The organism is Micromonospora sp. NPDC005194 (assembly GCF_040608335.1).
Taxonomy (GTDB): domain Bacteria; phylum Actinomycetota; class Actinomycetes; order Mycobacteriales; family Micromonosporaceae; genus Micromonospora.
In genome coordinates, this window is record NZ_JBEXIA010000021.1 from 52249 (window position 1) to 64156 (window position 11908).

At 69.8% G+C, this 11908-nt stretch carries 13 protein-coding genes and 1 pseudogene; 7 read left to right on the forward strand and 7 right to left on the reverse strand.

Annotation, left to right across the window (positions count from 1 at the left end):
• Window positions 1–133 precede the first annotated feature (133 nt).
• From ABZU53_RS19035 to ABZU53_RS19050, 4 genes are all read left to right on the forward strand, one after another.
• Window positions 134–358 (forward strand): GntR family transcriptional regulator, encoded by a 225-nt coding sequence (locus ABZU53_RS19035; RefSeq protein WP_354858235.1) that lies wholly within the window; start codon window positions 134–136, stop codon window positions 356–358.
• 79 nt (window positions 359–437) lie between these two features.
• Window positions 438–1103: a methyltransferase domain-containing protein gene (locus tag ABZU53_RS19040; protein ID WP_355066893.1), complete on the forward strand. Its 666-nt coding sequence runs from the start codon at window positions 438–440 to the stop codon at window positions 1101–1103.
• Window positions 1104–1608: 505 nt separating this feature from the next.
• Window positions 1609–2463, forward strand: coding sequence for a DUF4397 domain-containing protein (locus ABZU53_RS19045; RefSeq protein ID WP_354858231.1), 855 nt, complete (start codon window positions 1609–1611; stop codon window positions 2461–2463).
• Window positions 2433–3104: a class F sortase gene (locus tag ABZU53_RS19050; protein ID WP_355066894.1), complete on the forward strand. Its 672-nt coding sequence runs from the start codon at window positions 2433–2435 to the stop codon at window positions 3102–3104. The genes ABZU53_RS19045 and ABZU53_RS19050 overlap by 31 nt, the downstream gene beginning before the upstream one ends.
• Before the next feature lie 113 nt (window positions 3105–3217).
• On the opposite strand, the gene ABZU53_RS19055 is transcribed toward ABZU53_RS19050, so the two are convergent.
• Entirely contained in the window at window positions 3218–3568 is a 351-nt protein-coding gene (locus tag ABZU53_RS19055; RefSeq protein WP_234586913.1) for a DUF2203 domain-containing protein, read from the reverse strand.
• Between the two features lie 356 nt (window positions 3569–3924).
• Here ABZU53_RS19055 and ABZU53_RS19060 point away from each other — a divergent pair, with 356 nt between their 5' ends.
• Window positions 3925–5613 (forward strand): metallophosphoesterase, encoded by a 1689-nt coding sequence (locus ABZU53_RS19060; protein ID WP_355066895.1) that lies wholly within the window; start codon window positions 3925–3927, stop codon window positions 5611–5613.
• Window positions 5610–6536, forward strand: coding sequence for an HAD-IA family hydrolase (locus ABZU53_RS19065; protein ID WP_355066896.1), 927 nt, complete (start codon window positions 5610–5612; stop codon window positions 6534–6536). Before ABZU53_RS19060 ends, ABZU53_RS19065 begins: the two co-directional genes overlap by 4 nt.
• Here the strand turns inward: ABZU53_RS19065 and ABZU53_RS19070 are convergent.
• From ABZU53_RS19070 to ABZU53_RS19090, 5 genes and pseudogenes are all read right to left on the reverse strand, one after another.
• Window positions 6494–7177, reverse strand: a complete 684-nt coding sequence (locus ABZU53_RS19070; RefSeq protein ID WP_355066897.1) for an SLATT domain-containing protein — start codon at window positions 7175–7177, stop codon at window positions 6494–6496. The two genes, ABZU53_RS19065 and ABZU53_RS19070, sit on opposite strands and share 43 nt — an antisense overlap.
• Window positions 7178–7320: 143 nt before the next feature.
• Entirely contained in the window at window positions 7321–8139 is an 819-nt protein-coding gene (proC, locus tag ABZU53_RS19075; RefSeq protein WP_354858227.1) for a pyrroline-5-carboxylate reductase, read from the reverse strand.
• A gap of 117 nt (window positions 8140–8256) precedes the next feature.
• On the reverse strand, window positions 8257–9285 hold the full coding sequence (locus ABZU53_RS19080) for a 6-phosphofructokinase (RefSeq protein ID WP_354858266.1): 1029 nt from the start codon (window positions 9283–9285) through the stop codon (window positions 8257–8259).
• A gap of 157 nt (window positions 9286–9442) precedes the next feature.
• Window positions 9443–9946, reverse strand: coding sequence for a pyridoxamine 5'-phosphate oxidase family protein (locus ABZU53_RS19085; RefSeq protein WP_354858226.1), 504 nt, complete (start codon window positions 9944–9946; stop codon window positions 9443–9445).
• Window positions 9947–10000: 54 nt separating this feature from the next.
• Window positions 10001–10522, reverse strand: a pseudogene (locus ABZU53_RS19090) (polyadenylate-specific 3'-exoribonuclease AS); the annotation flags it as partial.
• Between the two features lie 293 nt (window positions 10523–10815).
• Between ABZU53_RS19090 and ABZU53_RS19095 the strand changes: the two are divergent.
• Window positions 10816–11508, forward strand: coding sequence for a Crp/Fnr family transcriptional regulator (locus ABZU53_RS19095; RefSeq protein WP_007463121.1), 693 nt, complete (start codon window positions 10816–10818; stop codon window positions 11506–11508).
• A 162-nt stretch (window positions 11509–11670) separates the two neighbouring features.
• Here the strand turns inward: ABZU53_RS19095 and ABZU53_RS19100 are convergent, their stop codons facing one another.
• A complete protein-coding gene (locus ABZU53_RS19100; RefSeq protein ID WP_354858223.1) occupies window positions 11671–11868 on the reverse strand; it encodes a hypothetical protein in 198 nt (65 codons plus the stop codon).
• Between the last annotated feature and the right edge of the window lie 40 nt (window positions 11869–11908).

Below are 11908 nucleotides of genomic sequence, written 5' to 3' on the forward strand. Positions count from 1 at the left end.
ACCGCTGTCTCACTGTATCCACTGTCTCACTGTAGTCATGTTCTCACTGTGCTCAGTCGAGTCGCGTCGTCACTTGTCCTGCCCAGGTCCCGGCTGGAAGCATGATCTTCGCTGAAGTCCAGGAGAGCCGATCATGCCTACCAGGCCACCGCACTACCTTCGCGTCGCCGACGACATCGCGCGCAGAATCAACTCCGGGGAGTACCCGCCCGGCCATCAACTGCCCTCGGTCTCGGAAATTGGCGAGATCTACAACGTGGCACGGTCGACCGCCTACCGGGCCGTACGCGAACTGCACCAACGAAACCTGGTCTACGGCCAACAGGGGCAGGGCGTCTTCGTCGCCGAAGCGGAGTAGTCGGCTGCGAGGGTCCGACCGCGTCTGCCCTCGGAAGAACGGGGACCACGCGCCAGGCGTGCGTCCCTAGCATCGGTGGATGGAAGCGACGAGCACACCGGCGTACGACGCTCACGCGGACTGGTACGAGGGCTTCATCTCGGGCGGGGGCGACTATCTCCGGAGGGTGCACGCGACCGTGGCCGACCTGCTCGGCACGGGTGCGGGGCCCTGCCTCGACATCTGCTGCGGCACCGGCGCGCACGCGTTAGTGCCCGGCGACCTGGGCTGGACACCGGTGGGTGTGGACCTGTCCGGCGGGCAGTTGCGGCACGCGCGCGGGCGGCTGCCGGTGGCCCGCGGGGACGCGACCGCCCTGCCGATCGCCGACGCCTCACTCCCCGCCGCGATGTGCGTCCTGTCCAGCACCGACGTGCCCGACTACCCGGGCGTGCTGCGTGAGGTCGGCCGGGTGCTGCGCCCGGGCGGGCGGTTCGTGCACGTGGGCGTGCACCCGTGCTTCGTGGGCGCGTTCGCCGACTGGGGCCGGCGCCCGAGCGTCGTCGTCGACGAGCGCTACGCGGACCGGTCACGCAGCTTCGACAGCTGGAACACCGACGGCGTCCGGGTCCGGGTCGGTGCCTGGCACGTGCCGCTCGCCGACCTGCTCAACGCGACAGTGGCCGCCGGCCTCCGACCGGTCCGGTTCGTCGAGTCCACCTCTCTAGGCGTGCCGGACCTGTTCGGCTTCCTCGCGGTGCGGTAGCGGCACCAACCCCGCGTCCAGAGTCGGGATCTCCCTCGCGAAGCGGCAAGATCGCCCTCGAACCTGGATGTCAACACTGTTGCGTTAGGGCTGTGGCCGGCGGGGTCAACCCGTGCTGGATAACAAGACTCTTGGTAGATCAAGCCCCGGCGATCATGGAATTGTGGTGCCTGCCTTGGCAGGGTACGGGCGTTTTGTGGCCCACCACAACTCCATGATCGGCGAGGCAGTGCCGGTCGACGAACAGCCGTTCCGCCAAACGCAACGGTGTTGACCTGGATGTAGTGGCATCCTCCCGACGCGAGACCACTACATCCTGGATCGAGCACGATCTCGCGGGCAGCGATCTCGCGGACAGCGCGGCACGGACAGCGCGGCACGGGCAACGCGGCACGGGCAACGCGGCAGAAGAAACATTGCACGCAAAACTTGCGCCGGAGTCCCATACACGGGACTCTGTCCGTGGGTTGCCGCCCGCTCACCGAACGTGCCTTCCGGAGGCGACATGCACACGCTCCGTACCACGTCCCGCCGACTGCTGGCCGGCGCTGGCGCGCTCCTGCTCGGCACCGCCCTCGCCGCCGCCGCTGCGGGCCCGGCCAGCGCGGACACCGTCGGATACGTCCGGCTCGCCCACCTCTCACCCGACACCCCGGCCGTCGACGTCTACCTGGCCGCCCCCGACGCCGCGAAGCCGCGAGTGTTCCCGGGCGTCGGCTACGGCGTGGTCTCCGACTACCTCCAGCTCCCTCCGGGCCGGTACGCGGTGGCGATGCGCGAGGCCGGCACGCCCGCCAGCGAGCCGCCGGTGCTCACCACCGAGGTAGCGGTGACCAGTGGTGGCGCGTACACGGTGGCCGGTGTCGGTCGGCACGCCGACCTGGGGCTGCGGGTGCTCACCGACGATCTGAGCGCTCCCAGGCAGGGCCGGGCCAAGGTGCGCGTCGTGCAGGCGTCGGTGCGGACGCCCGTCCTCGACGTGGCCGCCGCCGACGGGCCGACGATCGCCGACGGCGTGCAGTTCGCCACCACCACGGACTACCAGCAGGTCGAGCCGGGCACCTGGAAGCTGCGACTCACCGGCGCGGGCGGCCCGAGCACCGACGCGGAGGTGCGGCTCACCGGCGGAGCGGTCTACTCGCTGCTGGTGCTCGACGACAAGCAGGGCGGGCTCACGGCCGAGCTGCGCCGCGACGCCGAGGGCGGCACTGTCGTACCGGCCGGCGGTGTGGACACCGGCGCGGGCGGCACGTCCGACGCAGGGTTCGGCGCGTACCCCCTGGTGGCCGGCGGGTTGGCCGCGGCGGCCGGCGCGGCGAGCCTGCTCCTGTGGCGCCGGCGGCGGCGCACGACCTGGTGAGCATCGGGCCCGCCGCCGCGATCCGACGCCACCGCGACCGCCGGGCGCCGCTGGCCGCGCTGGTCGCGGCCGGCGCGGCGGTCTGCCTGGCCGCCGGCACCGGGGTCGGGCTGGCAACGACCGGCCCGCCGCCGCCGGCCGCGAGCTGGCACCCCGGCTGCGCCGACGGCTGCCCGTCCGTGGCCGCGCCGCCGCGACCACAGGGTCCACCCACGCGGGTACGCGTGCCGCGCATCGGCGTCGACTCGGCGCTCACGGTGCTGGGCCTGGACCGCGCCGGCGTCCTCGTTCCGCCGACCGAGTTCGACACGGCCGGCTGGTACGGCGGCGGCCCGGCACCCGGCGACACCGGCCCGGCCGTGCTCGCCGGGCACCTGGACTCGCGCAGCGGCCCGGCGGTCTTCGCCCGGCTCGATGAGCTGCGCCCGGGTGACCGGGTCCAGGTGTGGCGCGGCGGGCGGTGGCTGTCGTTCCGGGTGACCGGGTCGCTGCGTACCCGCAAGGACCGGTTCCCGACGGCCGCGGTCTACGGCCCGACGCCCGGGGCGGAGCTGCGTCTCGTCACCTGCGGGGGCGACTTCGACCGGCGGCGCGGGCACTACCGGGACAACGTGGTGGTGTTCGCGATCGCCGACGGTTGATCAACTCGGCTTGCGGGATGTCGGGGTGTCCGGCTCGGCCCGATGCCCCGGATTCCCGGATCCCGAGTCGATCATCGCCTGGCGGGGCCGGCGTCAGACCGGGCGGGCCGGCGTCAGACCGGGCGGCGGCCGGCGAAGCCGCACTCGGCGCGGTGGTACCAGCGCACGTCGGAGTCGCCCTCCAGCCAGCACCAGAGCACCGCACGGCCGGCCCGCTCGCCGGGAAAGTCGAGCAGCACCGGCGCGATGCCCTTGACCTGGATCTCGTGCTGGTGCAGCTCCTCGACGACGGCGTGCAGCCGGGCCTCCAGCCCCTTCACCTCGGCCAGCCCGCCGAGCGCGCTGACGCCGTGGTCGGCCAGGTCGACGCGCAGCTCGGCGAGGTCGGCGCGGAGCCGGATCAGCTCGTCGACACGCGGCTGCAGGGTGGCCACCAGGTGCCGGGCCTGGGCGAGTGTGAACACGTCGCCAGTATGCCCGTCACATAGCGCCGCTGGTCACCCCAGGCATGAGATCAGAATTCCCTTAAGTGGATCTTGAGACTGTATGCCTGTCGGCAGCCCTCGTCGAGCATTGGCAGGCGTACGCACCGTCCCACCATTGCCAGAGCTCCCGTCGGGCACCTATCAGCAGCCGTACCGGCTAGCTTCGGACATCCGACAAGCTCCATAAGGGACTTGAACGGGAAAGTGCAGGGCTGCGGGTGTGGGAGCCGTGGACAGGGGTGTCACTTGCCGCTGCGCTCAGGTATACAGAGTTCTCCTCGCGGAGCAGCCTTTCATTCTCGGGAAATCCGTCGGTGCAACGGAGGCTCACTGGCATGAGCGATGGTTCGTCCCCCACCACGTCCCCAGCTCTTCGGTTCTTGTTCCGCTACCGCGATCTGGTCGCTGACACACTGCCCGAGCATCGTGCCGTCCTGCAGGAGCGGGGGTGGTGCTGGTGGGGATGGTGGAAGCGGCCCAACGAACCTGGCCGGCTGGAGATATGGCGGGCTCTGGAACAGGAGACGCGCGCAGGGCAGCGGGTGCTGATTGGACTGTTCCACTCCGGTACGGGCAGCGTCCATCCGGCATCCGTGGAGCGGGTAGTCGTCCCCCAGGCCGACGATCTGGGTAACTATGTTTCGCTCAGTCCGCCCACCGCCGAGCAGGATGGCGTTCCTCCGTACTACCGATCGAGTCGGCACAGTCGGGGCTGGCTGCGGCTGGTGGCCTTGGCTGAGGAGCCGATCGAGTTCTTTGGGAAATTCTCGTTCGCCTCGGCGCCGCCGTTGCCGCACCACCCCGCGAGCCAGTTGGAGCGGCTTGTGGGCAAGCGGATTCTGGACGCCGACGAGCTGCGCGCGATGGACACCACCATTTGGGAAATCCGGTCGGCCCAGCCGGGCGATTCCAGTGAACGGTTCCTGACCGCGTCGCAGCGTGAGGACGGCGCGCTGTCCGCAGAGCCGATCGCCTGTCCGGGGCCGTGGCTGCTACACCTCACCGATCCGCACTACGCGACCGGCCGGTTCCGTCCCGAACATCAGTGGCGGCTGGAAACCGAGGACGGGGCGACACGCCCCACCATGGTTGACGCAATTTCGAACGCGCTCGCTCATCACCAGCGATCAGTCGGAGCGGTTCTCGTAACGGGCGATCTCACCTACGTCGCCGCCCGTGAGGAGTTCGACGCGGCTCGAGCCGGCCTCTTCAAGTTGACCAACGGACTCCTCGGCCTGGGCATGGAGCATCTCGTGGTCATTCCCGGCAACCATGACATCGCGTGGACCCGCAGTGACTCCTACGACTACGGAGCACCGGTTGAGGTGGCGCCATCCGAGGCCACCGCCAACTACCGGAACTTCTTCAAAGCACTCTATGGCTACCCGGCTTCACCCCACCTCTCAATGGCCCGCCGCTTCGTCTTCCCCGGCGGCAACCTCGTGGATGTCGCTGCGGTCAACTCCAGCTCTCTGGAACAGGGCCAGTCGTTCCTGGCAGGCATGGGCCGTGTGCAGGAATCCGCATATCGAGAGGTGACGAGCGCCCTGACCTGGTCGAGTCCCGGCTCAGCCCTACGAGTACTCGCGCTGCACCACCATCTCGCGCTGACCGAGGACCTGGAGTCGTCCGATGAATACGCCACCGGTTTTGGGATCGCCATCGATGCGCCCCGGATCCAGCGCATGGGCGCTCGCGACGGGGTACATCTCGTCGTGCACGGCCACAAGCATCGCGCGTTCGTCTGGCGAGCCGAGGCGTACCATCTCCCGGAATACAGCAACGAGCGCTGGGAGTTGGGGCGCTTCAACATCGTGGGCGGCGGAAGCAGCGGCTCGAAATCGTCAGACGGGCGGCGTAACTTCTTCAACCTGATCAGGATGGCCGGCCCGGTCGTGGAGTTGGAGATGTACCGGAGTCAACACGAAGGCGCGTTCGAACGCTTCATGACCTGGAGGGCACCCTTGGCCACTGGCACAGACGGCCGGCTGGAGATCGCTCCCTGGCAGGTCGTCTCTCCATGACCGCCCGACGCCCGCGGGTGAACGCTCTCATCCTCGACATGGACAACACGTTGTACGACTGGGTCGCTTACTTCGTGCCTGCGGTCCGAGCAATGGTGTCCGAGGCCGCAAAGCTCCTCGACGTGTCCGAGGATGAGCTACGTGGCGACCTCCAGGCCGTACACCGCAAACACGGCAACACGGAGCACCCGTTCGCGCTGCTTGAGACCACCGCCGTCGAGCGCCACCTTCCCGGCATGAGCCAGCGGGCACGACACGAGTACCTGCTGCCCGCCTTCGCCGCATTCAACGAAGTCCGACGACACCACCTTCGCCTCTACGCGGACGTTGAACGGACCCTCCAGGCCATCAAGTCGACAGGTTGCCGCATCGTGGGCCACACGGAGGCCAAGGATGTGAACATCAGCAGCCGAGCACGCGCGCTCGGGCTGGAAGCGATGTTGGAAGCGATCTACGCGCCTCGGTTCATCGGACCACCGCACCCTCTAGGCGTCGATCGACCATCGACCCCTACCGCGATCGAGGTTCGTGTACTTCCGCCGACAGCGCGCAAGCCCAACCCCGACATCGCCCGTCGGATCGCCGAGCAACTCGGCGTACCGCCCAACCGCTGCCTGTATGTGGGTGACAACCTGAGCAAGGACGTCGTAATGGCCAAACGAGCGGGAATGCTCGCAGCGTGGGCGCGTTATGGCACCCACCACGACCCCGAGCTCTGGCGTGACCTGGTCGCGCTGTCCCACTGGGACCCCGCAGCCGTCACCGCCGCAGAAAACACGAGTAACGACCTGACCCGCTTTGGGCCTGACGTCACGTTGGACGCCTTCCACGAATTACCTGGGCACTACACATTCGCGGCTGACCCAGGATCTCGGCGATCTCAGTTGGCGTCTAATTGCCGGGCAGCCGGGTCCGCCGAATGAGCGAACCCGGCGCCGGGCTGGGTCGCTGACGGGGACCACGCGCTTCGCCGGTTCAGATCACCAATGTTGCTACGAAACTCGCTGAGCCACTCGCCAGTCTCCGCCTCGACCAGCTCGGCTGTGCGCAGCACAAGCGTGCGGATCAGTTTCTCACGGCGTCGTACCGCCAGATCCACCTCGTCGTCATCACGTGCGGTACTCAAGTCTGCGGTTGCCCAGTCCAACCTAAACTCGGTGAGTGCCCGCTGAAGCGCCTGCACGGTGGCGATATCCCGCATCCAGGCGGACGACAGCCCAAAGAAGTGATCGAATGCCAGACAGCCGCCCGCCATGGCGAGGAGGACGTATCCCCAGCTGGCGCCCCGGCCGGCGCTGGCCGCGCTGACGAGTGGTACGACACCTCCGGCGATTCCCAGCAGGATGACACAACCGCGCAGAATGCGGGAAGCTGTGCGGCGGATCGCCTTGTCACGCAGGTACCAGGCGACCCAATCCTCAGCCTGACCCTCCGCCCACTCACGCAGGCGTTGCAGGACAACCTCCGGCTGCTGCTCCGCGGCCAGGACAGGGAACGGCCGGATAGTCATGTCTCGGCGGGGGACACGATGTACTTCACGGACGTGGCCGTTGCCGGTTACCACGACTCCTCCGACCGCGGCAAACGGCGAGAGCCGCGTACAAACGTCAGATCGAGAATCGAAGGACACTCTCGCCGCATACCGACAGCCTGCACCGCCAGGGCACGGCGCTCAAGAGCAAACACCGCTCCGGTGACGGGCGGAAGTCAGTCGGCCTGGGCGGCCAGTTCGCGGGCGCGGTCCCGGGCGGCCTCCAGCGCGGCGAGCAGCGCCGCGCGTACGCCGTGCTTCTCCAGCTCGCGGATCGCGGAGATGGTGGTGCCGGCCGGCGACGTGACCGCCTCGCGCAGCTTGACCGGGTGCTCACCGGAGTCGCGCAGCATCACGGCGGAGCCGATCGCGGTCTGCACGATCAGCTCGTGCGCCACCTGCCGGGGCAGTCCGAGCAGGATCCCGGCGTCGATCATGGCTTCGACCAGCAGGTAGAAGTAGGCCGGGCCGGAGCCGGAGAGCGCCGTGACCGCGTCCTGCTGGGACTCGGGCACCCGGATCGTCTGGCCGAGGGGCTTGAACATCTCCTCGGCCAGGGCGAGGTGTTCCCCGGTGGCGTACGCGCCCGCCGAGATGGCCGTCATCGCCTGGTCGACCAGCGCCGGGGTGTTGGTCATGACGCGGACCACCGGGGTGCCGTCGGGCAGTCGGCGGTTGAAGAAGCTGGTGGGCAGGCCGGCGCAGAGCGAGATGACCAGCTTGTCGGCGGGCACCTTGGGGCCGATCTCGTCCAGCAGCGCGGCGGCGTCCTGTGGCTTGACCGAGACCGCGAGCACGGCCGCCTCGTCGACGGCGGCCAGGTTGTCGACCACCCGGACGCCGTAGCGGGCGGTCAACTCCTCGGCGCGGGCCGGTCGGCGGGCGGTGGCGAGCAGCCGCTCCACCGGCCATCCGGAGCGCAGCAGCCCGGAGAGCATCAGCTCACCGATCTTGCCCGCGCCGATCACCGCGACCGTGTGCACCTCGGCTGACATCTCGGCCGTACCCCCTCGCGTCGGGTCGCGGCGTGGCGGGCGGTGGGCCCGATACGCCGCCGAACGTCGGGTCGCGGCGCGGCCGGCCCCGTGGCCCGCCGCGCCGCCTACCGTCGATCAGCTGCCGAAGAAGACCTCGGCCTCGGCGTACCGCTCCAGCGGCACGGTCTTCAGCTCGCGGGTGGCCTCCGCGAGGGGCACCCGGACGATGTCGGTGCTCTGCATCGCGACCATCTTGCCCCAGTCGCCGTCGTTGACCGCGTCGATGGCCTGCAGGCCCAGGCGGGTGGCGAGCACCCGGTCGAAGGCGGTCGGGGTGCCACCGCGCTGGATGTGGCCCAGCACCACGGTGCGGGCCTCCTTGCCGGTCTTGGCCTCCAGCTGCTCGGCCAGCCACTGGCCGATGCCGCCGAGGCGGACGTGGCCGAACGAGTCCAGCTCCTGGTTGGCGAGCACCATCTGACCGTCGAGCGGCTGGGCGCCCTCGGCGACCACGACGATCGGGGCGTACTGGTGCTGGAAGCGCTTCTCGACGTAGCCGGCCACCTGGTCGACGTCGAACTGCCGCTCGGGCAGCAGGATCACGTTGGCGCCGCCGGCCAGGCCGGCGTGCAGGGCGATCCAGCCGGCGTGCCGGCCCATCACCTCGACGACCAGGGTGCGGTGGTGGCTCTCCGCGGTGGTGTGCAGCCGGTCGATGGCCTCCATCGCGATGTTGACCGCGGTGTCGAAGCCGAAGGTGTAGTCGGTGGCGCCGAGGTCGTTGTCGATCGTCTTCGGCACGCCGACGACGTGCACGCCCAGCTCGTAGAGCTTGGTGGCCACGCCGAGGGTGTCCTCGCCGCCGATCGCGATCAGCGCGTCCACGCCCTGGCTGGCGAGGTTGTCCTTGATCCGCTCGACGCCGTTCTCGATCTTGAACGGGTTGGTCCGGGACGAACCGAGGATGGTGCCGCCACGGGGCAGGATGCCGCGGACGTCCGCGATGCCCAGGGGACGGGACAGACCCTCCAGCGGGCCCTTCCAACCGTCCCGGAAGCCCACGAACTCGTGACCGTAGGTGGCGACGCCCTTGCGGACCACCGCCCGGATGACCGCGTTGAGACCTGGGCAGTCGCCGCCGCCGGTGAGCACGCCGATACGCATGATCCGCTCATCCTCCTGGAGCATCAGGTAAAGCCCGATATGCCCCAGGTATGTGTCAAGTCAGACCATCGGCGCCATTGCCGGCCCGGGGCGGGCCGTCACTGCGAACTGTAGTCGGCCTACCTGCGCGACGACAGCGCGCCCCGGGGGCGGCGGGTCAGTAGGTCACCTCGCGGTTCTCGCCGGTCGCCGGCGGGTGGCCGGTGACGGCGGCCTTCGCGAACCCGAGCAGATTGACCACGGTGCTGCTCGGCGAGTCCCAGTACTCGGCGGAGCTGGCGTGCACCTTGATCAGGGTCAGGCCGGGCGTGTCCAGCCCGTCCGGGAACCAGGTCCTGAGCACCGGGTTCCACAGCCGCCGGGCGCGCTCGGCGTCGAAGCCCTCATTGGCGGTGCCCGAGACCGACACCCAGGCGTTGTGCTTCTGGTCCGAGAAGGCGACGTTGACCTCCGGGTTCACCCGGATCTGGCGCACCTTGGCGGAGTCTGCGTAGGCGAAGAACCACAGGTCGCCGTCGAACTCGGCTTCCTGCAGCCCCATCGGCCGGCTCACCTGCCGCCCGTCCAGCGCGATCGTGGTGAGCATGCAGATCCGTGCGGCGCGGACCAGCTCGGTGACCCGCGTCCGGGCCTCGGCGACGCTGGTCGGATCGTTGCTCATGGCAGTCTCCCTCGGCTCGACTGGTCGAACCGTTGCCCGGGACAGAACCGGTCAAACCTGCAAAGGTACGACGACCGGTCAGCGTGCCGTCATCGCCCGCCAGCGGGCCAGGTTGTGCCGGGCGTCGACCAGGGCGTCGTGCCGGGCCGCGTCCGCGTCCGGCAGGGTCGGCCGGCCCCGGTCGTCCCAGAGCTGCCGCAGGTCCTTGGTGAACCGGGGGATCTCCCGGGGCAGCGCGGGCATCGCCCCCCAGAGCTGGGCGAGGACCACATGGTCGTACGCCGCGTACCAGGCCCACAGCTCCAGCTGCTCCCCCGGCCGGTCCCGAACCGGCTCCATGAGGAAGTCGTACAGGTCGTCACGGATGCGCTCCCGGGAACGCCAGGCCCGGTCCGCCGGAGACGGCAGCCGGTCCAGCACGTTGCGCCGGACCCAGGGCACGGCACGGGAGTCGTCGAACTCGGTGGAGACCGCGTAGAACTCGCGGCCGTACTCGTCGACGACGCCGATCGACACGAGGTCGACGATCCGGCCGTCCTCGATGAACTCGCAGTCGTAGAAATAGCGGTAGACCATTCCGGCCATCCTCGCCCACGGCCGGCCGGCGGCGCCCGGCGGGGCCCGGGTGCGACCCACGGCCGGTCCGTCGCGGACCAGCGCCGACCTGCGACCGGGAGCCGGCGCAGGGAGTACGCCGCAGCTCGCGACGGTCACGGAAGTGCTTCGAGGGGTGTACAGCAAGCGACCGGACCGTCATGATCTGATGTGTACCGCTACCGGACGCCGAATCGGTGTCAGTTCACCTTGTCAGGGCCATCAGGTTCACCCGGTGAGCGATTGTGTGGTCCATGACCGGGAGGGGTTGGGCCGTGGAGATGCGCCTGCCGGAGCCGGGTGACGCGCTCACGGGTGTCGAGATGTTCGCCGGGTTGGAGCCCGAGGTGCGCCAGCGCGTCATCGCGGCCGCCGTCCCGCGCACCTACCGCAAGGGTCAGTTGCTCTTCGTGGAGAACGACCCGGGCGAGTCGCTGATCGTGCTGCGCCGCGGCGCGGTCGCCGTCTTCCGCACCGCGCCGACCGGCGAGCGGGCGGTGCTGTCGGTGATCCGTCCGCCGGACGTGCTCGGCGAGGTCTCCCTGCTCGACGCCTCCACCCGGTCCGCGTCGGCCGAGGCCATCGAGGACTGCGCGGCGCTCGCGCTCTCCCGGGGCGCGTTCATGGAACTGGTGCACTCCAACCCGCGCATCCTGGACGCGGTGATGCGCTCGCTGGGCGGCCTGATCCGTCGGCTCACCGAGCAGAACGCCGACCACGTCTTCCTCGACCTGCCCGGCCGGGTCGCCAAGACACTGGTCCGGCTGGCCGGCGAGAGCCAGGCCCCGATGATCACGATCGAGCTCAACCAGAGCCAGCTCGCCGAGATGGCCGGCGGTTCCCGGCAGAGCGTCAACCAGGCCATCGGCTCCTTCGCCAGCCGGGGCTGGCTGCGGACCGAGGGGCGCCGGATCGTGGTCACCGACGTGGCCGCGCTGCGCCGCCGCGCCGGCATGAACGACCGCTGAGTGCGCCGCCGCGGTGCCGGCATGAACGACCGCTGAGCCGCACCTCCGCCGCACCGGCCTGAACGACCGCTGAGCCGCGTCGACGGGCCGCGCACCTCGACACGACACGGCCGGGTCACCCGTGGGCGGCCCGGCCGTGTCGTCGCGTCACCGACGCGTGGTTCAGACTCCGGAGCTGCCCGGGCCGGCCCACTTGTCCGGGCCCTTGCCGTCGCCGCCCGGGCCGTGGGACTGCTCGCTGACGATGCCCTCGGCCTGGAGCGTGGCGAGCGTGGCGGCGTCGACGTCCACCGACTCGCCCGCGGAGTGGTTGACCCCGTTGCCGTCGGTCCAGTCGCTCTCCAGCTTGACGTACACCATTGACCTGTCCCCCTCTGGTCGCTGATCGAAGATGTGGCGG

Excerpts from the sequence above, each read along its gene's own strand:
- ABZU53_RS19035 (WP_354858235.1), top strand. The coding sequence starts at position 134 with ATGCCTACCAGGCCACCGCACTACCTTCGCGTCGCCGACGACATCGCG.
- ABZU53_RS19040 (WP_355066893.1), top strand. The coding sequence starts at position 438 with ATGGAAGCGACGAGCACACCGGCGTACGACGCTCACGCGGACTGGTAC.
- ABZU53_RS19045 (WP_354858231.1), top strand. The coding sequence starts at position 1,609 with ATGCACACGCTCCGTACCACGTCCCGCCGACTGCTGGCCGGCGCTGGC.
- ABZU53_RS19060 (WP_355066895.1), top strand. The coding sequence starts at position 3,925 with ATGAGCGATGGTTCGTCCCCCACCACGTCCCCAGCTCTTCGGTTCTTG.
- ABZU53_RS19065 (WP_355066896.1), top strand. The coding sequence starts at position 5,610 with ATGACCGCCCGACGCCCGCGGGTGAACGCTCTCATCCTCGACATGGAC.
- proC (WP_354858227.1), bottom strand. The coding sequence starts at position 8,139 with ATGTCAGCCGAGGTGCACACGGTCGCGGTGATCGGCGCGGGCAAGATC.
- ABZU53_RS19080 (WP_354858266.1), bottom strand. The coding sequence starts at position 9,285 with ATGCGTATCGGCGTGCTCACCGGCGGCGGCGACTGCCCAGGTCTCAAC.
- ABZU53_RS19085 (WP_354858226.1), bottom strand. The coding sequence starts at position 9,946 with ATGAGCAACGATCCGACCAGCGTCGCCGAGGCCCGGACGCGGGTCACC.
- ABZU53_RS19100 (WP_354858223.1), bottom strand. The coding sequence starts at position 11,868 with ATGGTGTACGTCAAGCTGGAGAGCGACTGGACCGACGGCAACGGGGTC.